General features: G+C 62.6%; 23 protein-coding genes. 14 read left to right on the plus strand and 9 right to left on the minus strand.

Going from position 1 to position 24089, the window contains the following annotated elements:
* Positions 1-6: 6 nt before the first annotated feature.
* Complete coding sequence (locus tag AC6H0R_RS05980; RefSeq protein WP_497580431.1) at positions 7-324, minus strand: hypothetical protein; 318 nt, start codon at positions 322-324, stop codon at positions 7-9.
* 166 nt (positions 325-490) lie between these two features.
* The gene (locus tag AC6H0R_RS05985; protein WP_497580432.1) at positions 491-934 is read right to left on the minus strand and encodes a hypothetical protein; all 444 of its coding nucleotides are present in this window, start codon (positions 932-934) and stop codon (positions 491-493) included.
* Between the two features lie 169 nt (positions 935-1103).
* Here AC6H0R_RS05985 and AC6H0R_RS05990 point away from each other — a divergent pair, with 169 nt between their 5' ends.
* The 5 genes from AC6H0R_RS05990 (at position 1104) to AC6H0R_RS06010 (ending at position 7806) form a co-directional block, all read left to right on the plus strand.
* On the plus strand, positions 1104-1895 hold the full coding sequence (locus AC6H0R_RS05990; RefSeq protein ID WP_497580433.1) for a CbbQ/NirQ/NorQ/GpvN family protein: 792 nt from the start codon (positions 1104-1106) through the stop codon (positions 1893-1895).
* A gap of 7 nt (positions 1896-1902) precedes the next feature.
* The gene (locus AC6H0R_RS05995; RefSeq protein WP_497580434.1) at positions 1903-3459 is read left to right on the plus strand and encodes a nitric oxide reductase activation protein NorD; all 1557 of its coding nucleotides are present in this window, start codon (positions 1903-1905) and stop codon (positions 3457-3459) included.
* A 394-nt stretch (positions 3460-3853) separates the two neighbouring features.
* Complete coding sequence (locus AC6H0R_RS06000) at positions 3854-4486, plus strand: hypothetical protein (RefSeq protein WP_497580435.1); 633 nt, start codon at positions 3854-3856, stop codon at positions 4484-4486.
* A gap of 113 nt (positions 4487-4599) precedes the next feature.
* Positions 4600-5814, plus strand: a complete 1215-nt coding sequence (locus tag AC6H0R_RS06005; protein WP_497580436.1) for a hypothetical protein — start codon at positions 4600-4602, stop codon at positions 5812-5814.
* Positions 5815-6036: 222 nt separating this feature from the next.
* Entirely contained in the window at positions 6037-7806 is a 1770-nt protein-coding gene (locus AC6H0R_RS06010) for a hypothetical protein (RefSeq protein WP_497580437.1), read from the plus strand.
* Positions 7807-7923: 117 nt separating this feature from the next.
* Here AC6H0R_RS06010 and AC6H0R_RS06015 read toward each other — a convergent pair whose 3' ends face one another.
* From AC6H0R_RS06015 to AC6H0R_RS06035, 5 genes are read right to left on the minus strand one after another with little or no spacing between them, the layout of a single operon-like run.
* The gene (locus tag AC6H0R_RS06015; protein WP_497580438.1) at positions 7924-8328 is read right to left on the minus strand and encodes an SET domain-containing protein-lysine N-methyltransferase; all 405 of its coding nucleotides are present in this window, start codon (positions 8326-8328) and stop codon (positions 7924-7926) included.
* On the minus strand, positions 8312-9172 hold the full coding sequence (locus AC6H0R_RS06020; RefSeq protein ID WP_497580439.1) for an ATP-grasp fold amidoligase family protein: 861 nt from the start codon (positions 9170-9172) through the stop codon (positions 8312-8314). Before AC6H0R_RS06020 ends, AC6H0R_RS06015 begins: the two co-directional genes overlap by 17 nt.
* A 59-nt stretch (positions 9173-9231) precedes the next feature.
* Positions 9232-10620: an efflux transporter outer membrane subunit gene (locus AC6H0R_RS06025; protein WP_497580440.1), complete on the minus strand. Its 1389-nt coding sequence runs from the start codon at positions 10618-10620 to the stop codon at positions 9232-9234.
* Positions 10617-13772 carry an efflux RND transporter permease subunit gene (locus AC6H0R_RS06030; protein WP_497580441.1) on the minus strand — a complete coding sequence of 1052 codons (3156 nt, stop codon included), beginning with the start codon at positions 13770-13772 and terminating at the stop codon, positions 10617-10619. The genes AC6H0R_RS06025 and AC6H0R_RS06030 overlap by 4 nt, the downstream gene beginning before the upstream one ends.
* Positions 13773-13782: 10 nt before the next feature.
* Entirely contained in the window at positions 13783-14940 is a 1158-nt protein-coding gene (locus AC6H0R_RS06035; RefSeq protein ID WP_497580442.1) for an efflux RND transporter periplasmic adaptor subunit, read from the minus strand.
* A gap of 108 nt (positions 14941-15048) precedes the next feature.
* On the opposite strand from AC6H0R_RS06035, the gene AC6H0R_RS06040 reads away from it, so the two are divergent.
* The 8 genes from AC6H0R_RS06040 to AC6H0R_RS06075 all read left to right on the plus strand — a co-directional run bounded on the left by AC6H0R_RS06040 (position 15049) and on the right by AC6H0R_RS06075 (position 22411).
* The gene (locus tag AC6H0R_RS06040) at positions 15049-15654 is read left to right on the plus strand and encodes a TetR/AcrR family transcriptional regulator (protein WP_497580443.1); all 606 of its coding nucleotides are present in this window, start codon (positions 15049-15051) and stop codon (positions 15652-15654) included.
* A 301-nt stretch (positions 15655-15955) separates the two neighbouring features.
* Complete coding sequence (locus AC6H0R_RS06045; RefSeq protein ID WP_497580444.1) at positions 15956-16666, plus strand: DUF481 domain-containing protein; 711 nt, start codon at positions 15956-15958, stop codon at positions 16664-16666.
* Between the two features lie 197 nt (positions 16667-16863).
* Entirely contained in the window at positions 16864-18495 is a 1632-nt protein-coding gene (locus AC6H0R_RS06050; protein WP_497580445.1) for an AAA family ATPase, read from the plus strand.
* Positions 18496-18796: 301 nt separating this feature from the next.
* On the plus strand, positions 18797-19495 hold the full coding sequence (locus tag AC6H0R_RS06055) for a FadR/GntR family transcriptional regulator (protein WP_497580446.1): 699 nt from the start codon (positions 18797-18799) through the stop codon (positions 19493-19495).
* 10 nt (positions 19496-19505) lie between these two features.
* On the plus strand, positions 19506-20300 hold the full coding sequence (locus AC6H0R_RS06060; protein WP_497580447.1) for a transporter substrate-binding domain-containing protein: 795 nt from the start codon (positions 19506-19508) through the stop codon (positions 20298-20300).
* A gap of 74 nt (positions 20301-20374) precedes the next feature.
* Positions 20375-21043, plus strand: a complete 669-nt coding sequence (locus AC6H0R_RS06065) for an amino acid ABC transporter permease (RefSeq protein ID WP_497580448.1) — start codon at positions 20375-20377, stop codon at positions 21041-21043.
* Complete coding sequence (locus AC6H0R_RS06070) at positions 21043-21696, plus strand: amino acid ABC transporter permease (protein WP_497580449.1); 654 nt, start codon at positions 21043-21045, stop codon at positions 21694-21696. Before AC6H0R_RS06065 ends, AC6H0R_RS06070 begins: the two co-directional genes overlap by 1 nt.
* Positions 21683-22411: an amino acid ABC transporter ATP-binding protein gene (locus tag AC6H0R_RS06075; protein WP_497580450.1), complete on the plus strand. Its 729-nt coding sequence runs from the start codon at positions 21683-21685 to the stop codon at positions 22409-22411. Before AC6H0R_RS06070 ends, AC6H0R_RS06075 begins: the two co-directional genes overlap by 14 nt.
* Positions 22412-22433: 22 nt before the next feature.
* Here AC6H0R_RS06075 and AC6H0R_RS06080 read toward each other — a convergent pair whose 3' ends face one another.
* Positions 22434-22802, minus strand: coding sequence for a thiol-disulfide oxidoreductase DCC family protein (locus tag AC6H0R_RS06080; RefSeq protein WP_497580451.1), 369 nt, complete (start codon positions 22800-22802; stop codon positions 22434-22436).
* 76 nt (positions 22803-22878) lie between these two features.
* On the opposite strand from AC6H0R_RS06080, the gene AC6H0R_RS06085 reads away from it, so the two are divergent.
* On the plus strand, positions 22879-23301 hold the full coding sequence (locus AC6H0R_RS06085) for a GFA family protein (RefSeq protein WP_497580452.1): 423 nt from the start codon (positions 22879-22881) through the stop codon (positions 23299-23301).
* Positions 23302-23403: 102 nt separating this feature from the next.
* On the opposite strand, the gene AC6H0R_RS06090 is transcribed toward AC6H0R_RS06085, so the two are convergent.
* On the minus strand, positions 23404-23964 hold the full coding sequence (locus AC6H0R_RS06090) for a hypothetical protein (protein ID WP_497580453.1): 561 nt from the start codon (positions 23962-23964) through the stop codon (positions 23404-23406).
* Positions 23965-24089: the final 125 nt, after the last annotated feature.

Raw genomic sequence — 24089 nt, forward strand, 5'->3', positions numbered from 1 at the left:
TCGTACTCAGGCCTGCAAGGCGTGCAGGCGCTGCGATACGTCCGACAGTGCGGTGCGCGATCCGGTCTCGACCATCACTGCGCCGTCCTCGCAGGGCAGGCACAGTGCGTGCAGTTGGCCGTGCAGTTCAGCCTCGCGCAGCGTGCCGAGGCCAAGTTCGTGACCGAGCTCTGATGCCAGATGGAGAATTTTCGGTAATGCGCCGTCGAGCGACGAAACAGCTTCGCCGCCGCGCAGAACCACCCCGCCCTGGGGGTCACAGTGCGCAAAAGCGCGCACACCCGGAATGCAGCCCAGGCTTTCGTGCAGATGGGTGCCGATCATGGTCGCAGACTCCTGTGAAAAGGGTCAGGTCCACCATGCATCTTGCGTGCCAGATCGGAGCGCTCGCGAAAACGCCTGAAATGCACGCAATCCGCTGCAGGAGCGGATCACGGCCAAAGAATGATGCACCGCCGCAGGGCGGTGCGCACCGAATGCGGGCCTTGGCCTAGCGTCCGTCGGCCTGCAGCCGCTTGCGCGCCCGCTCGATGGCCTGGGCAAGCCCCTCGGGGTCGCGGATGAAAGACACCGATCGGATCATGCCGCCGGCGATTTCCAGCGTGACCGAACGACTGTCGGGAGACACCGCGCGAATCTTGTGCAGCAGCACTTCGCTCATCTGGCCGCGCAAGGCGCCCATGCGCAGCAGCACGCGGCGATTGGTCACCGCGATGTCGCCGAGCATCAGCGACAGCGCGATCAGCGCGGTATAGGGGATGAGCACACCGATGATAAGGATGCCGACGTAGGGCAGATGTTCCTTGGGCAGGGTGAAGGCCAGAAAGCCCACGATCACGGCCACGATCAACGGCTTGATGAAGATCATCGGGTGCAGGCGTGTGCGAAAGACGATTTCCTCGCCGGGTTGAAGCATCCGGTTGACGTAGTTCATGCGTTTTCTGGGCCTGAGTGTGGTGACCGGCAATGATGCCGTCAGGCGCAGTGCAACACAACGTCGAACGCCCGGTTCGGGCTGAAAATCCCTGCCTTTTTGCGGCATACTCGGCATTTCGCCGGGCTGTCGTGCGTGCCCGAGACCCTCTGCAGGAAGCCCCGACCCGATGTCCAACGAACCCACCGACCTTCCCTATTACGAGCCCGTCGGCAACGAGATCGACCTGTTCGAACGCGCCTGGCGCAACCACCTGCCGCTGCTCATCAAAGGGCCCACCGGTGTCGGCAAGACGCGCTTTGTCGTGCACATGGCCGCCCGCCTGGGGCTGCCGCTGTACACCGTCGCCTGCCATGACGACCTCACCGCCGCCGACCTGGTCGGCCGTCACCTCATCGGAGAGGGCGAGACCTACTGGAACGACGGCCCGCTCACCCGCGCGGTGCGCGAAGGTGGCATCTGCTACCTCGACGAAGTGGTCGAAGCGCGCAAGGACACCACCGTGGTGCTGCACCCGCTGGCCGACGACCGCCGCGTGCTGCCCATCGACCGCACGGGTGAAATGCTGGCGGCGCCGCCCAGCTTCATGCTGGTGGTGTCTTACAACCCCGGCTACCAGAACTTCCTGAAGGGCATGAAGCCTTCCACGCGCCAGCGTTTTGTCAGTCTGCGCTTTGATTTTCCGTCGGCAGAGGCCGAGCGCACCATCCTGACCGGTGAAACCGGCTGCAGCGCTGAAGTTGCGGCGAAGCTGGTCGACATCGGCCGTCAGATCCGTGTGCTGAAGAACGTTGACCTCGAAGAAGTCGCCTCGACCCGCCTGCTGGTCTACGCCGCCCGTCTCATCCACGACGGCATGGACCCGGTCGAAGCCTGCAGCGCGGTGCTGATCGAAGCGCTCACCGACGACGAAGATGTCGCCGCCGCGCTGCTGGAAGTGATCCGCTCGGTCTTCGGCTGAGGTTCGGGTGAGCACCGACTTCTCCCCCAGCGCAGTCATGCTGCGCGACATCGAGCGCACCACCGCCACGCTGTTTCGCGCATTGGGCCAGGACCCGATCCTGCGCGTTGCCGCGGGCCGTGCAGAACTCGGCGCCTGGCGGGACGGCGACGTGCTGTGCCTGCCGCAATGGCTCGACGCCTGTAAAGACGCCACGCTCAACCGCGAGCTCTACCTGTGGTTCGTCGCGCTCGCGGCCAACTTCGACGAGCCCGAGAAGCTCGAAGACTGGCCCGCTGCCAACCTTGCCGCCGTCGATACCGTGCTGGCCCGATACCCCGGGTTTGCGCAGCGCCATGCGCGCCTTGTGGCCGCGCTGGACGATTCCACCCGTCTGCACCTGCAGCCCCCGCCGCGCCGCGCATCGGGCGGTGCACGCGCCACCATCCGTCTGCGCGACGAGGATGATGCCGCGCGCGAGGACCGCAAACGCAAGGCGGCCAACATCACGCATACGGTGAAGCTCGACAAGGCCGCCGCCATGGCCGAGTTCATCCGCGTTGCAGGCGACAGCCGCAAGAACGAGGACGAACCCACCGCCCCGCCGACCGCCGGCGCCGAGGGCACCAGCGCAAATGCCCGCGTGCGTTTCGATGTGGAGACCTCCGACCAGCCGCATGAAGATCTGCCGCTTGGTGACGGCATTCCCGCTGACGAATGGGATTACCGCAAGCGCATCCTGCTGCCGGGCCACTGCATGGTGCAGGAACTGCTCGGCCGCACATCCGGCGGCGAAGCCCTGCCCGAACGCCTGCGCAAGCACGCCATGCGCCTGCGCCACCAGTTCGCCGCGCTGGTGCCGCAGCGCCAGTGGATCCGTGGCCAGCCCGATGGCATCGAGCCCGATCTCGACGCCTACGTGCGCCTGCACGCCGACCGCATCGCCGGCGGCCATGACCGCGAGCAGAACCTCTACATCGCCCAGCGCAACCGCGAGCGCGACCTCTCCTGCATGGTGCTGGCCGACCTGTCGCTGTCCACCGAGGCGCGTGTATCGGCTTCCCAATGCGTCATCGACGTCATCCGCGACAGCCTCATGCTCTTTGCCGAGGCGCTTACCGCCACCGGTGACCGCTTCGGCCTGTACGGCTTCTCGTCTCAAACCCGCGCCCAGGTGCGTTTCCACCGCCTCAAGGAATTCAACACCCCGTGGGACGATACCGCCCGCGGCCGCGTCGCCGGCCTCAAACCCGGCTTCTACACCCGCATTGGTCCCGCCCTGCGCCACGCCACCCGCATCCTCGAACGCCAGGACACCAGCTTGCGCGTGCTGCTCATCCTCACCGACGGCAAGCCGCACGACATCGACTACTACGAAGAACGCTACGGCATCGAAGACACCCGCATGGCCGTCATCGAAGCCCGCCGCAAGCGCATCAAGCCCTTCTGCATTACCATCGACCGAGAAGGCTCCAACTACCTGCCGCACCTCTTCGGCCCGAACGGCTACACCGTACTGCGCCGGCCGGAAGACCTTACCGCGCGGCTGCCCATGCTGTATGCGCAGCTCACCGGGCAGAACTGAGCCCGCACCTCCTCGCCACTGTGGGAGCGGCTCCAGCCGCGAACAACCACGCAGCCCCTCGATACTGCGATCACTTGAAATGGTGGATTGGCCGCCGCAGTTGAGTGGCGCGCAGCGATAAGCTGCTCGACATATGCGCATTCTATTCGTATGCTCAAATTCGAATGGCGTATGCGCCTATGCAGTCGGTTCTGTGTCGCGCCTGAACGCGGCGACGGTATCGGCGCAGTGCCGGGTTTCACGAGTTGTTATGCAGCTTGGTTCGTAAAGAATTTTCATGAAAACCCAGGCTTCAAGCGCATTGCGGTGCAGGTCGATGCTCAATGTTATGGAGCAGTGACAATGTTATGCAGCAGGGCTGTCGCCCTAAAACAAAGTTAGGTAAATTCGCAAGATGACCAACTCTGCAATTTATAATTTCCGCCGTGATGGCGCTTGGAATAGTTCATATTCATTTCACTACGAATGTGCATGGCAATGCTTTTATGAATACAAAGAATCAATCAGTAAATTGCATGCCGAGGAAGATACCCTAAAAAACAGCCCAGAAGTTGAGGATGAATATTTAGAGGGCTACATACGCCATAAAACAGACCATATTCACGCTCAAGCTCACCGCGCTGCAACCTCAGCACACCTATACGCCTGCATGGCTATAGAAGGGTTTATTAATCACTACGGCACAATACGACTGGGAGAGGATGTTTTCAAAAGCCTCCTGGAAAGAACAGGAATCACCGAGAAGCTTTCCCTAATATATTTACTGTGCTTTGAAAAAGCAGCCCTGATTTCAGATCACCCTATCAAATCAGTCAGAAAAATCTTTGACCAAAGAAATGCACTTGTGCATCCAAAAACGAAAGAGCTGACACCCCAAAATATTAGCAAGTACATATATTTGCATCCCAGCAAACTAGAAATCGAAGAAACAATGACTCATCTTGAAGAGTTCATCAGCGACATATGTGATATGGATAAAGATATTTTGCGAGACTTTAGCTTTAATAAGCCCGAAGAGCCTAACTAGTGGTTCAAATCGCTCGCTGCGCTCACTGGGACTGGCTAAAGCCAGCCCCTTAACCAAACGTTACATAGGCTGCCGCGCAAAGCAGCGTCTCAGAACTGATTATGAGAAAAACAATGGCGTTTAAAAGAAGAACTCGGAAAGGGAAAGCAACAGCCTCAAAAGACAACCTTGAAGACCTTCTTATCAATGCCCTCCAGAAATCCAAAAAAACAAACGAACCACCCCCATCATGCGCTACAAAATATAGCGCCATAGCAGCTAATTGCTCACAAGTAGCTATGCTAGCGATTGTCATATGGGGGTATTTTTATACTGTATTGCCCGTATTTCAAAAAGAGAAGCTAACTGAAGATTTAGCACGCTTGGAAATTGAAAAGTCGAGTTGGCAAGAAAAGCTGGACAGCTATGCTCGAGATATTGAAGAGAGCAAAATTAACTTATCAAAGCTGGCTAAAGAGAGCGAAGGGCTAGAAGATAGATTAAATAGTATTAAATACGAAAAGGAACAAGCGGAGAAAGCACTAGAGAGCTTAGCAAATAAAGAGCAAACCTCTAGAGAGCAACTTGCAGATACTGCCAAGGCGTTGCGTGAGGCTGAGAGTCAACTTTATGAACAGCAGCGACTCACCTTGCTAGGGAAAACTCCTATACCGATAGAGTCGATCTTTCTTATTAATAAAAGTCGCGACACGTTCAATATTTTTGAGCGTGACGCATCGCAAGCAGTAGCAGAAAAACTACATGACACATTCGTTCAGCCCATTGCATTTGTAGATAAAAAACTTGAAGAGCTAACAACTCAAGCAAATTCAGCCTCAAGTAAAATATATAGAAATGTCCAGCTACGACTAATAGATGAATATAGAAAAGGTATCCAAAGAAGCGCTCAGATCTTGCAGTGTCCAGAACCTAATTTTGAATCCTGGCAAGCTGAGTTTACTCGCGCGCTTGCACTAGGCGACTCAATGGTTGAGGGGTGCGTCGACTATCACTTCAAGGCTAGAGAGAGAAAAGAAGGTTGGTCATCACGTGAAGTGGCGGAACTCAAGAACTCTGACTTTTGGGAAAAACAGAGGAAAATCTTTGCCCATAGCTGTTCAATAACAATCGACTTTAAAGTTAGCGAGCTGTACCGTGAGCGCTGGTCGTACATAAGCGACCCATGCGAGGAGAGGTTGCATAAAATGAGCTCAATTGCCCTGGAGGATGGAGCTGCATTGAACCTAACTCCTTTTAGAGATACCGCGCCACCAACTGAATCCCATATCAAGGCTCAGATTCAAGCTGCCATTGATGGCTGGTACAAATCACCAGATCAGCGCATGTAACAACTGGTTCAAACCGTTCGCTACGCTCACTGGGACGAGCTAAAGCCCGCCCCTTAACCAAACGTTAGCGTATGGGACGTGGATGCTGCTGAGAAGGTTGCTTTGTAAGAACTGATCCCGTTCTGTGGCAGAACTGAGTGCCGCCAACATCGATTCCGCCGTTCGCGGGTCCTATAAGAAGCGGATCATCTGGGTTTCCTTTCCCATGCACGAGGATGCGCCATGCGCCCGCGACGCCTTTCCCATGCTCTTGCCGTATGCGGTCTGGTCGTTCTGGCCGTTCCTGAGCCGCGGTCATTGCGCGCCGAGAATCCTTTGCCACCGGCAATGCTCGACGTGTGCCGCTCCCCGGCGCAGTCCCCGCTGCTGCTCGCCCGCAGCGGGACACAGCCCTTCAACGTGGACGTGATTCCGGCCGGGGAATCCGCCGCGGGTGTGCCGCCGCTGTTTACGGACCTGGGCGATCTGCGTTTCCCGGTCACGACACGGTCGGCCGAGGCGCAGGCCTATTTCGATCAGGGCATGCGGCTGGCCTTTGCGTTCAATCACGCCGAGGCTGCGCGGGCCTTTGTAGCCGCCCAGGGTTTCGACCCGGACTGTGCGATGTGTTTCTGGGGCGAGGCGCTGGTGCTCGGGCCCAACATCAACGCGCCGATGGTTTCCGAGGCCATTGCACCGGCCCACGCTGCGGCGCAGCGAGCCGGTGAGCTCGCCGGCAAGGCGAGTGAGCGCGAGCAGGCGCTGATCGCCGCACTGGCCAGGCGCTACAGCGCTGATCCGGCCGCAGATCGCGCAGCGCTCGACCTGGCCTGGGCGGATGCCATGGCGGAGGTCGCCGCACGTTTTCCTGACGACGACACCATCCAGACCCTGTACGCGGAGGCGCTGATGGACCTCTCGCCATGGGACTACTGGGAGGCCGACGGCGCGCGGCCAAAAGGCCGTGCCGCCGACATGCTGGCGGCCCTGGAGCGGGTTCTGGCGCGCACGCCTGATCATCCGGGGGCTATTCATCTCTACATCCACGCCGTAGAGGCCTCCACCGCACCCGAGCGCGCCTTGCCGCATGCCCGCCGTTTGGCCGCGCTGATGCCCGGCGCCGGCCACATCGTGCATATGCCCGCGCACATCTACTATCGCGTGGGTCTGTACCGTGAATCGCTGGAAGCCAATATCGACGCGGTTGCCGCGGACGAGCGCTATTTCGCCCGCTCGGCCAGCGACCCCTTCTATCGCAATGGCTATTACCCGCACAACCTGCACTTCCTGATGGCCTCCGCGCAGATGGGGGGTGATGCGGCAAGCGCGCTGGAAACCGCCGCCAAACTCGATGCCGCCATCGACCCGAACGTGGTCCGCGTTGCCGCCGGGCTGCAACCGGTCAAGGCCAGCCCCTACGTCACCCACGCGCAATTCAGCACGCCGGAAACCATCCTCGGGCTCCCGGATCCGGGAGATGAGTTCGTGCTGCTCAAGGCCATGTGGCACTACGCCCGAGCGGTCGCACACAGCGCAGCCGGCAACACCGACGCCGCAGCGCGTGAGATCGCTGCGCTTGCCGCCCTTGAAGCCACCGCCGATTTTGCCCCGCTTGCTGCCAGCGGCGTACCCGGCCGCGAGGTGGTGCAAACCGCCCGACTCGTTGCCACAGGGCGACTTGCCGACGCCAGCGGAAACTTGCGCGAAGCCGTTGCCGCCTACCGACAAGCCATTGCCATCCAGGACCGGCTCGCCTACATGGAGCCGCCTTATTGGTATTACCCCGTGCGCCAGTCACTCGGCGCCGCGTTGCTGCGTCTGGGGGAAATTGACGCCGCACGCGCTGCCTTTGAGCAAAGCCTGCAGCGCACGCCAAACAACGGCTGGGCGCTGTTCGGGCTGCAGCAGGTGGCGCGTCAGCGAGGTGATGTGGATGCGGTGAGTGAGCTGGAGCGGAAGCTTGATGGCGCGTGGTTCGGCGACCGCAAATATCTGGATCTTGCGCGGTTGTAAGCGACCGCGCCAAACAAGCGATGGCGGGCTGGATTGTGCGGACGTGTCCTCCGGGAGCACTCCGGCTTGTTCGGCGTTATCGGCTACACCACGGTGTGCCGTGCCGGCCTGTCGTGGCTATTCGATCCGCCCCATGCAGTGGGGCGCACCGCAGGAGCAATCGAACGGCGAAACGATCTGCCGCTCGCTGCTCAGGTAGTCGAAGGTGATTTCTTCCCCCGAGAGGATGTCGCGCAGCGCCACCACAGCACGGCCGGCGAGGTCGATGCGCGCGCTCGGCGCGCAGCTGTGGTTGATGTAGCGGGCGACCGGGTGCAGCACGTGACCGTCGTGCAGATCGATGGTGGCGAAGTCCGGTGTTTCCCTTAGCTCGGCCTGCGCCAGATCGATCAGGCGTTCGCCCTGGACGAAGGGGCGGCTGGCCCGCAGTGTCTTGAACTGCTCGTCGCGGTCGTCGACATGGAGCCCGTTCCAGGCTTCGTTGTCGCCCGAGCGGGCGGGCGTGTCAGTGGTTGATGTCATGGATGTCCATCAGCTTGCCGAATTCGATGTCCAGGGAGACGGGACTCCAAGGGGTTAGGCCGCTTTCCGGTGCGTACGTCAGTTCGCCGAAATACACCTTGCCGTCGACGTTGTAGAGGTCGACGCGCAGATGCGGGAAACCGCGACTGAACTGTTCCGCCATATGCAGCATGCGGCTGAAGTTCGGCGGCGGGGCGAATGGCGTATCAGGTTGCGGTAAATCATGGTGGAACGCGACGTGGCTGGGCGTCCAGTCGGGATTGAAATAGGCCCGAGTCGCCACCCCGTCGATCTTGCCCGTTTCAACCGACAGGAAGGCGACCCTGCCGTGAAAACAGTAGAACTTGTAGTCTTTGAGGTGCCCCTCGGAGTCCACCAGATAACGCTCTGCAAGAATGCGTGAGGGCATCTTGCCGTAGTGGAATTCACCGAGCCGCTCGCCGTACCTGCGTGACATCAGGCGCTGTGCTTCGTGTTCGAAGTCGGCCACCGGGAAGGCCGATTTGTTCTTCACGAACCAGCGGTAACGTGGCCCCGAGCCATTGTTGAGCTTGAGTACAAAGTTCTGCGGCAGGCTGTCCCAGTCGATCTGATGGGGTGACGCCCAACAGCCGTGCAGCGGGATGAGGGTGTCTGCGAAGCCGAGTTGCGCAACGAAGTCGCGCACTGCGTACTTGTCTGCCCTCACCACGGTCTGCGGATCCCGCCCGATATGACGGAATTTGAGCCATTGGATCTTTTCGCAATACGTTTTCGGATTTCGCAGATTGAGCGGATAGCCCAGCTTCTCCAGAAAAAGCCGTTCGACGTATTTGCGCGCGCGATATCGCTTGAGTAGCTTCATGCCGTCATTCTATCGGTAGCCAGGACGAAGGCATGAAGCGCTGCAATGCGATGCGGACCTTACTTCCAGCCGCCCCCCAGCACCTTGTACAGCGTCACCAGACTCGTTGCATCCGCGAGCTGAACGCTGACCAGTTCCTGCTGTGCAGCATAGAGCTGGCGCTGCGCGTCCAGCACACCGAGGTAGGAATCGACGCCGCCTTTATAACGAGCGTCCGACAGGCGGAAGCTCTCGGAGGTGGCGTCAAGCAGCGCGCGTTGGGCGTCGAGGCGCTGGTTGAGCGTGGCGCGTTGGGCCAGTACGTCGGCGACTTCACGGAAGGCGGTCTGGATGGCTTTCTCGTAGGTGGCCACGGCGATCTCGCGGTCGACGCGGCTGACGTCCACCTCGGCCGACAGCCGGCCGGCGCTGAAGATCGGGATGGAGATCATCGGCATGAAGGCCCAGGTGCGCGTGCCGGACTCGAACAGGCCCGACAGCGAGGTGCTGGCGGTGCCGGCCGAGGCGGTGAGCGAGATGCGCGGGAACAGCGCCGCGCGCGCCGCACCGATGTTGGCGTTGGCCGCGAGCAGGCGGTACTCGGCTTCGAGGATGTCGGGGCGGCGCACCAGTACCATCGACGGCACGCCTGCCGGCAGGTCGGGCAGTGTGACGCGGCCGGTCAGGCCGTCGGGCAGCAGGTCTTCGCGCACATCACCGCCGACCACCAGCATCAGCGCGTTGCGCCCCTGAGCGACCAGCGCCTCGTAGCGCGCGGCATCGGCGCGGGCACGTTCCAGGCTGGTGCGGACCTGGTTGAGCTCCAGCGCGGAGGCCACGCCCAGCTCTTCGCTGCGTTTGGTCAGTTCATACGATTCGTTTTGCGCGCGCAGGGTTTCACGTGCGATTGAGAGCAGTTCGCGGTCGGCCGCGAGCGATAGCCAGGTGCCGGCGACTTCGGCCACCAGACTGATCTGCGCGGCGCGGCGTGCCTCGGTGGTGGCGAGGAATTGCTCCAGCGCGCTCTGGCTGAGGTTGCGCACGCGGCCGAAGAAATCCAGTTCGAAGCCGGTGAAACCGATGTCGGCCGAGTACTGCCGGCTGACGGTGGATTCGCCGGTCTGCGACACGTCGGCCGAGATGCGCTGGGCGCTCTGTCCGGCGCCGACGTCCAGCGTCGGGAAGCGGTCGGCACCACGGATGCGGTACTGCGCGCGGGCTCGCTCGATGGCAAGCGAGGCCATGCGCAGGTCGCGGTTGTTGGCCAGTGCCTGTTCGATCAGTGCGTGCAGGCGCGGCTCGGTGAAGAACTGGCGCCATTCGAGCTGGTCGGCGGCAACACCGTCCGCTTGAGTGGGCTGGCCCCAGCCGGTAGGCACCGGGGCTGCGGGACGCTCGTAGTCCGGCGCGAGGTTCATGCAGCCGGACAGAACCAGCACGGTCAGCAGGGAGAGTGCGGGGGTTTTCATGAGGTGTGGGTCTCCTGCGCCACGGCGGTTTTGTCCTGCTTCTTGCGTCCGAAGATGCGCAGGATCACGACGTAGAACAGCGGAATGAAGAATATGCCGAGCAGGGTGGCCGACAGCGTGCCGCCCAGCACACCGGTGCCGATGGCGTTCTGCGCGCCGGAGCCCGCGCCGGTGGCGATGGTGAGCGGCACCACGCCGAGGCCGAAAGCCAGCGAGGTCATGATGATCGGACGCAGTCGCTGCCGCACGGCAATCAGCGTGGCCTCGATCATGTCCTTGCCCTCTTCCATCTGCGCCTTGGCGAACTCGACGATGAGGATGGCGTTCTTGGCCGAAAGACCGATGATGGCGAGCAGGCCGACCTGGAAGAACACGTCGTTGGACATGCCGCGACCCAGTGCCGCCAGGATGGCCCCGAGCACGCCCAGCGGGATCACCATCATCACCGCGAACGGAATCGACCAGCTCTCGTACAGTGCGGCCAGACACAGGAACACCACCAGCACCGACAACGCATACAGCGCGGGCGCCTGCGAACCGGAACGGCGCTCTTCGTACGACGTGCCGCTCCACTCGTAGCCGAAGCCCGGTGGCAGTTTGGCCATGATTTCCTCGACGGCCTGCATGGCATCACCCGACGACAGCCCCGGTGCGGCCTGACCGAGCAGCTCGACTGCGGGCTGACCGTTGAAGCGCTCCAGACGCGGCGGGCCGTAGGTCCATTCGGCGGTGGCAAAGGCGGACACCGGCACCATCTCGCCGGAGGCATTGCGCACGTACCACTTCGACAGATCTTCCGGCAGCATGCGCGACGGCGCATCGCCCTGCACGTAGACCTTCTTGATACGACCGCGGTCGATGAAGTCGTTTACGTAGCTGCCGCCCCAGGCGGTGGACAACGTGTCGTTGATGTCGGCCACCGACACGCCCAGCGCACCGGCGCGGGCGTGGTCGATCTCGATGCGGTACTCGGGCGTGTCTTCCTGCCCGTTCGGGCGCACGCCGACCAGGCGCGGGTCCTGCCCGGCCATGCCGAGGAACTGGTTGCGTGCCTCGATCAGCGCCTCGTGGCCAAGCCCGGAGCGGTCCTGCAACTGGACGTTGAAGCCGCCCGAGGTGCCGAGTTCAAGCACCGCCGGCGGCACGAAGGCGAACACCATGGCCTCGCGGATCTGCGAGAAGGCGCCCATTGCGCGGCCGGCGACGTCGCGCACGTTCTGCCCTTCGCCGGTGCGCTGATCCCACGGATGCATGTTCACGAAGCCGATACCGACGTGCTGACCGCGACCGCCGAAGCTGAAGCCGGCCACCGTGAACAGCGCCCGCACGTTCTCCTTCTCGTCTTCGAGGAAGTGCTTCTCGACCTTCTTCAGGACTTCCAACGTGCGTTCCTGCGTGGCGCCGGCCGGCAGCGAGACCTGCGTGAACATCACGCCCTGGTCTTCATCCGGGAGGAAGGAGGTCGGCATGCGCAGGAACAGCAGGCCGAGCACCGCGACAATCGCCAGATAGATCGCGAGGAAGCGCGCCGAGCGATGCAGGATGTAGCCCACCGACGATTCATAGCGCTTCTGGTTGCGCTCGAAGCTGCGGTTGAACCAGCCGAAGAAACCGCGGAACCAGCTGCCTTCACCGGCGTTGTGGCCCTTGGGCACCTGCTTGAGCATGGTGGCGCACAGCGCGGGAGTGAACACGATGGCAACCAGCACCGACAGCGCCATGGCCGACACGATGGTGATCGAGAACTGCCGGTAGATGACGCCAGTGGAACCGCCGAAGAAGGCCATCGGCACGAACACCGCGGACAGCACCAGACCGATGCCGATCAGGGCGCCGGTGATCTGGCCCATCGACTTCTTGGTGGCCTCCTTGGGTGGCAGGCCCTCCTCGGTCATGATGCGTTCGACGTTCTCCACCACCACGATGGCGTCGTCCACCAGCAAGCCGATGGCCAACACCATGCCGAACATGGTGAGCATGTTGATCGAGAAACCGAAGGCCGCCATCAGGCCGAATGTGCCGAGCAGCACCACCGGAATGGCAAAGGTCGGGATCAGCGTGGCGCGGATGTTCTGCAGGAACACGAACATCACGAGGAAGACCAGCGCCACGGCTTCGAGCATGGTCATCACGACCTTCTGGATCGAGATGCGCACGAAAGGCGTCGTGTCGTAGGGGATCACCGCTTCTACACCGGTCGGGTAGAAGCGTTTCATTTCCTCCAGCTTGGCGCGGATGGCATTCGCGGTTTCCAGCGCATTGGCGCCGGCGGCCAGACGTACGCCGATACCGGCAGCAGGCTGGCCGTTGAAACGGGCAATGGTGTCGTAGTTTTCGGCACCGATCTCGATGCGCGCGACGTCCCTGAGGCGAACTTCGCCGCCCGAGGCCGCCGTGCGCAGCAGGATGTCCTCAAACTGTTCTACCGTCTGCAAACGGCTCTGTGCCGTGATCGAGGCCGTGAAACCCTGACCCGGCAGGGCCGGCGTGCCGCCAAGCTGGCCGGCCGAAACCTGGGTGTTCTGCGCTTCGACGGCGCGTTTCACGTCGCTCGGGGTGAGCCGGTAATTGTTGAGTTTGGTCGGGTCCAGCCAGATCCGCATCGCGTACTGCGAACCGAAGATCACCACCTCGCCGACGCCGGTGACGCGCGACAGCGGATCCTGCACGCTCGACACCAGGAAGTCGGTCAGGTCGAAATTCGACAGCGACCCGTCCGGCGTGACGAAGCCGATCACCATCAGGAAGTTGCGGGCCGACTTGGCGACCTGCACGCCCTGTTGCTGCACGGCCTGCGGCAGCAGCGGCAAGGCAAGCTGCAGCTTGTTCTGCACCTGCACCTGGGCGATGTCCGGATTGGTGTCCGCGCTGAAGGTCAGCGTGATGGTGGAGCGGCCGAAGGAATCACTCGACGAGTTGAAGTACAGCAGGCCGTCGAGGCCGGTCATCTTCTGTTCGATGACCTGGGTGACGGAGTCTTCTACCGCCTTGGCCGAGGCGCCCGGATAGGTCGTGTTGATGGCGATCGCCGGCGGCGCGATGGCCGGGTACTGCGACACCGGCAGGCTCAGGATGGACAGCGCCCCGGCCAGCATGATGACGATCGCGATGACCCACGCGAAGATGGGCCGGTCGATGAAGAACTTTGCCATGGCGGTGTCCTCAGCGCGCTTCGGCGGCGCTGACGACGCTCACCTTGGCACCCGGCCGGATGCGCTGCAGACCTTCGACGACGACGCGTTCGCCGGGCTGGAGACCCGAGGTCACGATCCAGTGCTCGCCGGTGGCGCGGGCCACGGTCAGCATGCGTGATTCGATCGTGTCGTCATCCTTCACCACCATCGCCGTAGCGTTGCCGCGCGGGTCACGCTGCACCGCAGCATGCGGCAGCCGGATGGCGTTTTCGTTCACACCCTGGTCGATGCGGGCACGCACATACATGCCGGGCAGCAAGCGCTGCTCGGGGTTCGGCAACACGGCGCGCAAGGTCACGCTGCCGGTGCCCGGGTCGACGGTGACTTCCGAGAAAGCCAGACGACCTTCCTGCGCATACTCCGTGCCGTCCTCAAAGATCACCCGTACCGGCGTCTCACCTGCGCTGTTGCTGCGAATGCGGCCTTGTTCGATGGCGCGCCGCATTTGCAGGAGTTCCGTGCCCGATTGCGTCAGATCGACGTAAATCGGATCAAGTTTCTGCACGGTCGACAGCGCGTTCTCCTGATTGGCCGTGACCAGAGCGCCAGCGGTGACACTGGAGCGGCCGATGCGTCCGGCAATCGGCGCCTTCACCTGCGTGCGTTCCAGATCGATACGCGCGACGGACACGGTGGCGCGGGCCGACGCGATCTCGGCTTGCGCCTGCTTGTTCGCCGCCACAGCGTCGTCATAGGCCTGGGTGCTGACCGCCTTGATCTTGACCAGCTCCTGATAGCGCTCGGCCTTCACGCGGGCCGCCTCGGCATTGGCTTCTGCGCGGGCGAGCGCGGCGCGGGCGCTCTCGAGCGCGGCCTCGTAGGTGGCCGGATCGATGCGGTACAGCAAGTCACCGGCAGCCACTTCGGCGCCTTCGGTGAACAGCCGCTCCTGCACGATGCCGCCAACCTGCGGGCGAATCTCGGCGACCTGGTAGGGGGTGGTGCGACCGGGCAGTTCGGTGGAGACGGCAGCGGCTTCGCCTTGCACTTCGATCACGCTGACCTTGGGTGCTTGCGGGCCTTGCTGGCTGGCGTTGTCGCTCTGGCCGCAGGCGGAGAGGAGGAAAACGGTGGCTGCTGCGATGGCAAGCAGCCGGGTGCCGCGGGTTTGGGGAAGGGAGGGCATGTGGGGTCTCGGAGGGGTCCGGATAGGCGGGAAATTTAGAATGTTTGTTCTAGTTTGAGCGCTCATTCTATGTTATGCTGCACTGCATCGCAAGTACGGATTCCCCGCATGACCGCAGCGCAAACCACTGTTGAAGCTCTTTCCAGCCCGCGCGCCGAAGCGCGGCGTGCGCAGATCCTGAGTGCCGCCCAGGCCTGTTTCCGCGAGCATGGTTTTCATGGTGCAAGCATTGCGCGCATCTGCCAGGCGGCGGGCATGAGTCCCGGCCACATCTATCACTACTTCCGCAACAAGGAAGACATCATTGCCGCCATCGTCGAACAGGATGTGGCGCGCATTCTTGATTTTCACGATCGCATGCGCAGTTCCGGCGACCTTTCTGCAACGGTGTGCGCCTGTGTGCGCGAGAGCGTGCTGAGTGCGCTCGATGCCGGTGAAGCCGCGTTGAAGCTGGAGATCGTCGCCGAAGCCGCGCGCAATCCGCGCATCGCCGAGCTGGTGCGCGCTGCCGACCAGCGCCTGCGTGCCAGCTTCATGTCGATGATGTGTGAGGTCGGGCTGGGTCGTCCGCGCGAGGAGCTCGAAGACTGTGTCGACACCCTCTGCGCAATGTTCGACGGCCTGATGACACGCGGCGTGCGCAATCCTGATCTGGATGTGGCTGCTGTGACCGAGCGTTACCAGTGCCGGGTTCTGGAACTGATGGGGCTGTGAGCGCTGGTACATTTTCTTACGATGCCGAATTTCGTTGAAATTCGGCAATCCACAGCTTAATTCCGTCCAACTTCGTAAATTCCCTCATTCCCCCGCGATATGGGGAATGCAGCGTGTTCGCGCAGGAAACTGCGCTGCGTGCGCCACGATTCCGTTTGCATGATGCGCCGCAGGCCCTGCCGTGCGTGCTTTTGAAGGTCGTCTCCTGTTTTGCTAGGGTGAGCCGTTCCCTGGACCCTGTGTGGTCGCGTGGAACCTCCGGTCCGGGTCAGATACCCCTCAACCCGAACAGGAGAACAACATGAAGAAGCTCGCGCTGAGCGCCACTCTGGCGATGACAACCGCACTGCCGGTGCACGCCGAGGGATGGACTGGCGGACTGGAACTGGGTTTCTCCAACACCGCCGGCAACAGCCGGGACACCAGCCTCAATACCCGCTTCGACCTCAAGCACGAAAACGCAATCTGGTCCCACGAGTTCTATGGCGACGCTTATTACGCCAAGTCCGACGGTGACAAGACGGCCGAGCGTCTCGGCCTGGGCTACAAGCCGCGTCGCGAGCTGACCGAACGCTCCTATGCCTTCGGCACCGTGCGTTACGAGCGTGACCGCTTCTCCGACATTCTCGCGCGCTGGAGCACGATCGGCGGCTACGGCCGGACGCTGTACGAATCGAGCGCGAGCGAGCTCGAAGGCGAAATCGGCGCCGGCTTTCGCAGGACGAACTACGACGAAAACCCCGACGGCCTGCGCCAAACCGAGCCCATTCTGTATGTCGGCGGACGCTTTGCGCATGAGATCTCGGACACCGCCAAGTTCGTGCAGACCCTGCGCGTGGAATTTGGCGACGACAACACCTGGACCGAGTCGATCAGTTCGCTGACGCTGCGTGTGACCGATTCGATCTCCGCCAAGCTCTCGCACACCATCCGCCACAACAGCGCAATCGAAGGCGCACGTGGCAAGAAGATGGACCAGATCACCGGCGTGAACATGGTCTACAGCTTCTGAAAGACCAGCGCCGCCGCGGCTTCCAAAGCATGGCGGCTTGATCTATAGTGGCCCGGCCGCCGACGCGGCGGTCGGGCTCGCAAGGGCTTGCGCCGAACAGGATTCGCGGCTTCCGGGAACCGGAGGCCGTTTTCGTTTGTGGGGCTGTGAGGGCCCCGGTGTGCCGCGCGAACCGACGCTGCGGCGATGGAGTGGCAATGGATCTCGAGATTTCAGACACCCTGCGCAACCGGCTGCTGGGCAGCATCGATGCAGACAGCCTGCTGGGCAAGCGGCTGTCCGAATGCGCCGTGTATCACGGTCGCAGTGTAGTGCCGAGCAAACTCTTCGACGCGCCCGCGCTGGAGACTTTCCACAGCCTGTGCGAAGCCGCAGGCGAACGCACCACCATGCTGCAGGTTGCCGCACTGCGCCGCATGCGAAGCGAGCCGGCCGGCATGGCGGTGGACAACCTCGAAGTGTTCATCCCGGCACTGGTCGCCTACCTGTTCAAGGACATCGAGGACGGCTGGCTGTACCGCCGCAACAAGGATGGTGTGCTGCTGCCGTGGCTGGTCAGCTACGTGCGCATGTTCAATCCGGACCAGGGATCGCCCTACGTCATCGTCGGCCTGATGGCCAATACCATCTGGTCGGCCCACAACGAGGTCACCGAAGACGCCACCCAGCGTGGCGGCGGCATGACCAACGCCATCGTCTTCTACAAGCACGACCTGCAGGGCAAGACCGTGCCCGATCTGCTGGCTGAGCGTGGTTACTTCAAGGAAACCGCAGAGCTCAAGACCGAGTACCTCGAACACGAGCGCCGTTTCCTTGAGCTGCAGCCGCGCTTCGGCATGCAGTTCTCGTGCCGCAACGCCATGTTCCTCGCCAAGGGGCCGCAGGACACCGAGTTCATGAAGCTGCCGCGCGGCATGGTGGTCAAGTGCGTCAACGACGAAGGCGTGCTCGAGCGCAGCTTTGACTTCAACGCCGACACCACCTTCTGGCGCGAGCTGGGCATCCCCTGTGGTTTCGAGCGTGTGCCGCTGCACTGCTACCTGAACCTGTTCCACCTCGAGCTGCACCGCAATGTGTGGGTGCACGTGCAGAACCTCGAACCCTACGAGTACAAGCCCGAGCTGCGCGAAAAGCTGGTGCTGCCCGATTCGCACCGCGACCTCATCGACATACTTACCTCCGATATGGAAGTGCTGCAGGACGACATCGTCGAAGGTAAATCCGGCGGCACCATCATCCTGTGTCAGGGTGCGCCGGGCCTGGGCAAGACGCTGACCGCCGAGGTGTACTCCGAAGTCGTCGGCAAGCCGTTGTACCGGGTGCACTCCGGCCAGCTCGGCATCACCGCCGAATCGGTCGAGGCCAACTTGTCGACGGTGCTGCAGCGCGCCTCGCGCTGGGACGCCATCATGTTGCTCGACGAAGCCGACGTGTACATCCGTTGCCGAGACAATGATCTGCAGCACAACGCCATCGTCGCGGAGTTCCTGCGCACGCTGGAGTACTTCAGTGGCCTGCTGTTCATGACCACCAACCGCGACGACGATGTGGATGACGCCATCCTGTCGCGCTGCATCGCCACCATCAAGTACGACGTCCCGCCGCGCGACGCCGCCCTGCGGCTGTGGAAAACGCTGGCAAAGCAGTTCAACGTTGAGCTGGACGAAACGCTGATCGAAGCCCTGGCCGACACCTACAGTGACGCCAGCGGCCGTGACATCAAGGAGCTGCTCAAGCTCACCGCCCGCTTCTGCAAGAGCAAGCAACTGCCGCTGTCGGCCGAGGCGTTTGCGCAGTGCGCGGTGTTCCGCGGGCTGGGCAATAACTGACGCTGTCCTTGAGCGTGTAGCCAAGCAGTCCCGTTTTCAGGCCGCCCGCCGCCGGACCTTTTGGGTCCGGTAGCAGATGCCGCCTGCATCCATCTCCCTCCGCACCATCCCGGGGCACAACGCAGTTCGTGGCTTGCCGCGATGGTGCGTTCTTGCCTGTCCGTCGCTTCCCGGCGTGCTCTCTTCTCCCCCATTCTCCTTGCAATGAGCGGGAAAAATGCGTTCTGGCACGGCTGATGCTTTAACTGGCCTGACTGGTCTGACCAGTTAAAAACCATCTGTCGATCTTGAAAACAGGACCATGCCCAGTATTGCCAGCATCGCTGCTCAAGCGCTCCAACGCCGTATCGTCTCGGGCGAGTTTGCCCAGGGCGCTTCCTTGCCGTCGCAGCGCGACCTTGCCGAAAGCCTGAGCATCAGCCGAGCCTCGCTGCGCGAGGCGGTCTCGATGCTCGAAGCGCTTGGTCTGGTGCGCTCTCAGGCCGGCAAGGGGGTCTTCGTCACCTGGGGCAGCAAGCCGGGGCCGACACACCTCCCGGCCGGACCGTCGGCAACGCCGCCACACGCGCTGTTCGAGTTCCGCCACGCCATGGAGCCGGTCTGGGCCGGTCTTGCGGCGCAGCGGGCATCGAAGGCGGACGTGGCAACCTTGTGGGCGATCCAGCACGAGATGGAAGACGCGCTGCGCGCGGGCGACCTGGTGCAGGCCTCGGAGCTGGATCTGCGCTTTCACCTGCAACTGGCTGAGCTGTCGGGCAACCCGCTGATGCGTGCGGTGGCGGCCCAGTTCAGCGCCCAGATCGCCCACAGCCTGCGTCTGCCGTTCAACGACGTGGGCAGCATGTGGTCGCCGGCCGATGAGCACCGCGTCATCCTCGTCGCCATCGAGGCGGGTGATGCCGCGCAGGCTTCGCAGGCCATGCGGGCGCATCTGGACAGCGCTGCCAGCAGGGCGGGTATCGAGTTCGTCAGATCGGAAACTTCCTTCACCCGTTCGTAGGAGTCATGTCATGCAGATCCATCGTCGCAGCTTCATCCAGAACCTTCTCGCCGGCGCTGCCTTGTTCGCATGCGTTGCCTTGCCCGCCCACGCCGATGCGCTCGAGAGCGTGCTCAAGAACGGCACGCTGCGCGTCGCCGTGCCGCAGGACTTTCCGCCCTTCGGCAGCGTCGGCACCGACCTCAAGCCGCGTGGCTACGATATCGACATGGCCAATCTGATCGGCAAGGAGCTGGGCGTGAAGGTCGAGCTGGTGCCGGTGACCAGCACCAACCGCATTCCCTTCCTGACCACCGAAAAGGTTGATCTGGTGATCTCCAGCCTCGGCAAGAACCCCGAGCGCGAGAAGGTCATCGACTTTTCCGACGCCTACGCGCCGTTCTTCAACGGCGTGTTCGGCCCGACCGACGTCGAGCTCAAAGCGGTTGAAGGCCTGGATGGCAAGACCGTGGGCGTGACGCGTGGCGCGGTCGAGGATCTGGAGCTGAGCAAGATCGTGTCGTCGAAAGTGACGGTGCGCCGCTTCGAGGACAACAACTCGACCATCTCGGCCTATCTCACCGGGCAGGTGGATTTCATCGCCACCGGCAACGTGGTCGCCGCAGCCGTGGCCGACATGACGAGCCGTCGCAGTCTGGAGCCGAAGTTCCTGATCAAGAACTCGCCGTGCTACGTCGCCACTGCCAAGGGCGAGACGGCGCTGATGGCCAAGGTCAACGAGATCATCGCCAAAGCCAAGACCGACGGCTCTCTTGAGGAAATCTCGCAGCGCTGGCTGAAGGCCCCGCTGCCGCAAGGTCTGTAAGCGCATTCGGGCCGGTCGCCGCCTGCGGCGCCCGGCCCGCGCTGAGTCTGACATTCACCGGATCGGGAGTGCACATGGCCTACCAGTTCGATTTTGCGCCGGTGTTCGACAACACCGGAATGCTGCTGCAGGGTGCCGCCGCCACGCTGGGCCTGACAGCCGTCGGCGCGGTGCTGGGCATCTCGCTCGGCATCGTCGGGGCGATCTGCCGTGCCTGGCACGTGCAGCCCTTCTCGGCGGCCTTCGGGGTGTATGTGGAGGCCATCCGCAACACGCCGTTTCTGGTGCAGCTGTTCTTCATCTTCTTCGGTCTGCCGTCGCTGGGCGTAAAGCTGAGCGGCTGGGAGGCCTCGATTCTGGCGATGGTCATCAACCTCGGCGCCTATTCCACCGAGATCATCCGTGCCGGCATCATCGCGACCCCGCGCGGGCAGATCGAGGCTGCGGCGTCACTCGCGCTCAATCGTGTGCAGATCTTCGTGCATGTGGTGTTGCGACCCTCGCTGGCCCGGGTGTGGCCGGCGTTGGTCAGCCAGATCATCATCGTCATGCTCGGGTCGGCCGTTTGTTCGCAGATCGCAGCAGAAGAGCTCACGTTCGCGGCAAACTATCTTCAGTCACGCAATTTCCGCGCCTTTGAAACCTTCTTCGTGGCCACCGCCATGTACTTCGCCATGTCGGTGTTCGTGCGTTGGCTGCTGATGCAGTTCGGGCAGCGCGTGATCGTCGGGAGGGCGCGCTGATGTTCGTCGAATTCACCACCTGGGACATTGTCCGCAACCTGCTCCAAGGCGCCCAATGGACGCTCGCGCTGTCGCTGATCGCTTTCGCATTGGGTGGCGCAGTGGGTCTGCTGATCCTGTTCCTGCGCATCTCGCGCAGCCGCGCCCTGCAATGGCTTACCAAGGCCTACATCGAGGTCTTTCAGGGCACGCCGCTGCTGATGCAGTTGTTCATCGTCTTCTTCGGCTTGCCGCTGTTTGGCGTGAATGTGTCGCCCTGGACCGCTGCAGCCCTCGGTCTGACGCTGTTTACCAGCGCCTATCTGGCCGAGATCTGGCGTGGTTGCGTCGAGGCCGTGCCGCGCGGCCAGTGGGAAGCCTCATCCAGCCTGGCGCTGGGCTTCACGCAGCAGATGCGTTACGTGATCCTGCCGCAGGCCATGCGTCTGGCCATTCCGCCCACCGTCGGTTTCTCGGTGCAGGTGGTCAAGGGCACGGCCGTGGCCTCGATCATCGGCTTCTCCGAACTCACCAAGACCGGCTCGATGCTCGCCAACGCCACCTTCCAGCCATTCCTCGTGTTCGGTCTGGTGGCGGTCGGCTACTTCGCGCTGTGCTATCCACTTTCGCTGTATGCGAAGCACCTGGAGAGGAAGTTCCATGTCGCTCGTTAAGATCACTGCCCTGCACAAGCATTTCGGCAGCAACCACGTGCTCAAGGGCATCGACCTGACGGTCGAGAAGGGTGATGTCATCGCTCTGATCGGCCGCAGCGGCTCGGGCAAGAGTACCTTGCTGCGCACCATCAACGGACTCGAAACCATCGACGACGGTGAGCTGGTGGTCGACGGCACTGCGCTGCATGGCGGCAAGGGCGACCTGCGCGCGCTGCGCCAGAAAGTCGGCATGGTGTTCCAGCAGTTCAACCTGTTTCCGCATCTCACCGCTGGGCAGAACGTGATGCTGGCGCCCACCGTCGTCAAGAAGACGCCCAAAGGCGAGGCCGAAGCGATTGCCCGCGAGGTGCTCGCCAAGGTCGGACTGTCCGACAAGTTCGACAGCTTCCCCGACCAGCTCTCCGGCGGCCAGCAACAGCGTGTGGCGATTGCCCGTGCGCTGGCCATGAACCCCAGCGTGCTGCTGTGCGACGAGATCACCTCCGCGCTCGACCCCGAACTGGTCAGCGAAGTGCTGGCAGTGGTGCGTCAGCTGGCCGATGAAGGCATGACCCTGATCATGGTCACGCACGAGATGCGCTTCGCGCGCGATGTCGGCAATAAGCTGATCTTCATGCACCAGGGCCGCATCCACGAAAGCGGTGACCCCAAGGTGATCCTGAACGATCCGCAGACGCCCGAGCTGGCCAACTTCACCCGCTCGGTGATGTAAGCCGCGCTGCGGCGCGAGGGCTTCAACCCCGCCCCTCGCGCCGCAGCCGCCGGTCCACCATGGCCCGATACGCCCGCGAACACAGCCCGCGTACGCCCGGCAGACCGATCAGCCAGGCCAGCGGCTTGATCACCCACACCCGCGACATCAGCAGGATGTAGGCATCGAGCTCGCGCAGCACCCGCCCGTCCGGCGAGCGCACATGCAACTCGCGCAAGGCCAGCGCCGGGTCGATACCCTCGGCCCGCAAGGCATCGTCCCGTCCGGTGATGTCGCACCACTCCACGTTACGCCCGCTCTCGCCTGCAAGCCGCTCGTAGTTCGCGCGGTCGCGTCTGCAGCGCGGGCAGGCGCCGTCGTAGAAGACGGTGATGGGCTTGTCGTCAGGCATGGCTTTCCTCCGCTTTCAGTGTGGCATGCGACACATTGCTATGCTTTGGGCTTCACTTGAGAAGGAGGACGAAGTCATGTCCGAAGGATCGGTTGCAGGCGCGTGCCTGTGCGGCGGCGTGAAGCTGCGCGCGACAGTGAAGGATCGGGTCTACGGTGCTTGCCATTGCGGCATTTGCCGCAAATGGGGCGGCGGGCCGATGCTGGCGGTGGAGTGTGCCGAGACGCCGGCCATCGAAGGTGCGGAACACATCAGGACGTACGACTCTTCGGAGTGGGCGGAGCGCGGATTCTGCAGCAACTGCGGTACGCATCTGTTCTACCGGCTGAAGCAGAGTGGCTTCTATGCGTTTCCGCTGGGCTTGCTGGAGGACGGCGACTGGCGCTTCGATCATCAGGTGTTCATCGACGAGAAGCCGGCGCATTACGCGTTTGCCAACAAGACACACGACATGACGGGTGCCGAGGTGTTTGCGAAGTTCGGGGCGTCGGAAGACTGAGCGTTCAGCCGTAGGTCGCGATGAGCGTAGCGGTGCGACTGCAGCGCCTGAATCAACCGCCGTTGTCGTATTTCGCCTGTGGCTCAACACGACCTACGCAGCTCAGACCTGCTCGGCGTCGCCGGCGGCGAACTCGGCGAGCGTTGAATCCGGCTCGGCGAGCCAGGCTTCGGGTGCGACTTCGGCTACGCGGCTGGCGATTTTGCGGGCGTAGCGTGTGCCGGATATTTCGGCGATGAAGCGCAGCGTGGCGTCGATGGTGCTCATGACTTCGGCTTCTGCGGTGGCGGCGTGCAGGCGGGCCGACATGGCGTTGGCGTCGTCGCGGCGCATCAGGTTGAGCATGTCGGTGACGTAGATTTTTGCGATGGCGGCCGAGCGGCGGTTGCGGGTCGTTGCGGTCGGTTCGGGCGCGATGGGCGCCGCCCCTGCCTCGGGCGGTGGCGGCTCTGGTGGTGCTTCTGCGATCTGTGTCCAGCTCAGAAAACCTTGTTCCCGCAGCCGTTCGAGCGTGTCGGGCGTGCCGGGGCCGAGCAGCGCGGTGAGTTCATCAGGCGGACGCTTGCCGTCGCACAGGATCAGCAGCCGGCGCTCGGCGGGGCCCAGCGCGGGGTCGCGCACGGCCAATGCAGTGCGGGCGAGTTCGGTCTTGGCCGGGTGCATGGTCGGGAGCAGGTCGGGTCACGGGAGCACAACGCTGCCGCATGCGGGTTACGCCGCGATGAAGGTGTCTTGGTTCGCAAAACCGCAGGCGTCGGGAACCCGCTCCGGACGATAGAATCAGACCC

The organism is Pseudazoarcus sp. NS36 (genome assembly GCF_059703705.1).

Bases quoted from the DNA above. Each gene is read 5' to 3' on its own strand.
- AC6H0R_RS06090 (WP_497580453.1), bottom strand. From the start codon at position 23,964: ATGCACCCGGCCAAGACCGAACTCGCCCGCACTGCATTGGCCGTGCGC.
- AC6H0R_RS06005 (WP_497580436.1), top strand. From the start codon at position 4,600: ATGGCGTTTAAAAGAAGAACTCGGAAAGGGAAAGCAACAGCCTCAAAA.
- AC6H0R_RS06025 (WP_497580440.1), bottom strand. From the start codon at position 10,620: ATGAAAACCCCCGCACTCTCCCTGCTGACCGTGCTGGTTCTGTCCGGC.
- AC6H0R_RS06010 (WP_497580437.1), top strand. From the start codon at position 6,037: ATGCGCCCGCGACGCCTTTCCCATGCTCTTGCCGTATGCGGTCTGGTC.
- AC6H0R_RS06080 (WP_497580451.1), bottom strand. From the start codon at position 22,802: ATGCCTGACGACAAGCCCATCACCGTCTTCTACGACGGCGCCTGCCCG.
- AC6H0R_RS06050 (WP_497580445.1), top strand. From the start codon at position 16,864: ATGGATCTCGAGATTTCAGACACCCTGCGCAACCGGCTGCTGGGCAGC.
- AC6H0R_RS06085 (WP_497580452.1), top strand. From the start codon at position 22,879: ATGTCCGAAGGATCGGTTGCAGGCGCGTGCCTGTGCGGCGGCGTGAAG.
- AC6H0R_RS06045 (WP_497580444.1), top strand. From the start codon at position 15,956: ATGAAGAAGCTCGCGCTGAGCGCCACTCTGGCGATGACAACCGCACTG.
- AC6H0R_RS06040 (WP_497580443.1), top strand. From the start codon at position 15,049: ATGACCGCAGCGCAAACCACTGTTGAAGCTCTTTCCAGCCCGCGCGCC.
- AC6H0R_RS06015 (WP_497580438.1), bottom strand. From the start codon at position 8,328: ATGACATCAACCACTGACACGCCCGCCCGCTCGGGCGACAACGAAGCC.
- AC6H0R_RS06070 (WP_497580449.1), top strand. From the start codon at position 21,043: ATGTTCGTCGAATTCACCACCTGGGACATTGTCCGCAACCTGCTCCAA.
- AC6H0R_RS06020 (WP_497580439.1), bottom strand. From the start codon at position 9,172: ATGAAGCTACTCAAGCGATATCGCGCGCGCAAATACGTCGAACGGCTT.
- AC6H0R_RS05980 (WP_497580431.1), bottom strand. From the start codon at position 324: ATGATCGGCACCCATCTGCACGAAAGCCTGGGCTGCATTCCGGGTGTG.
- AC6H0R_RS06000 (WP_497580435.1), top strand. From the start codon at position 3,854: ATGACCAACTCTGCAATTTATAATTTCCGCCGTGATGGCGCTTGGAAT.
- AC6H0R_RS05985 (WP_497580432.1), bottom strand. From the start codon at position 934: ATGAACTACGTCAACCGGATGCTTCAACCCGGCGAGGAAATCGTCTTT.
- AC6H0R_RS06055 (WP_497580446.1), top strand. From the start codon at position 18,797: ATGCCCAGTATTGCCAGCATCGCTGCTCAAGCGCTCCAACGCCGTATC.
- AC6H0R_RS06030 (WP_497580441.1), bottom strand. From the start codon at position 13,772: ATGGCAAAGTTCTTCATCGACCGGCCCATCTTCGCGTGGGTCATCGCG.
- AC6H0R_RS05990 (WP_497580433.1), top strand. From the start codon at position 1,104: ATGTCCAACGAACCCACCGACCTTCCCTATTACGAGCCCGTCGGCAAC.
- AC6H0R_RS06060 (WP_497580447.1), top strand. From the start codon at position 19,506: ATGCAGATCCATCGTCGCAGCTTCATCCAGAACCTTCTCGCCGGCGCT.
- AC6H0R_RS06035 (WP_497580442.1), bottom strand. From the start codon at position 14,940: ATGCCCTCCCTTCCCCAAACCCGCGGCACCCGGCTGCTTGCCATCGCA.
- AC6H0R_RS06065 (WP_497580448.1), top strand. From the start codon at position 20,375: ATGGCCTACCAGTTCGATTTTGCGCCGGTGTTCGACAACACCGGAATG.
- AC6H0R_RS06075 (WP_497580450.1), top strand. From the start codon at position 21,683: ATGTCGCTCGTTAAGATCACTGCCCTGCACAAGCATTTCGGCAGCAAC.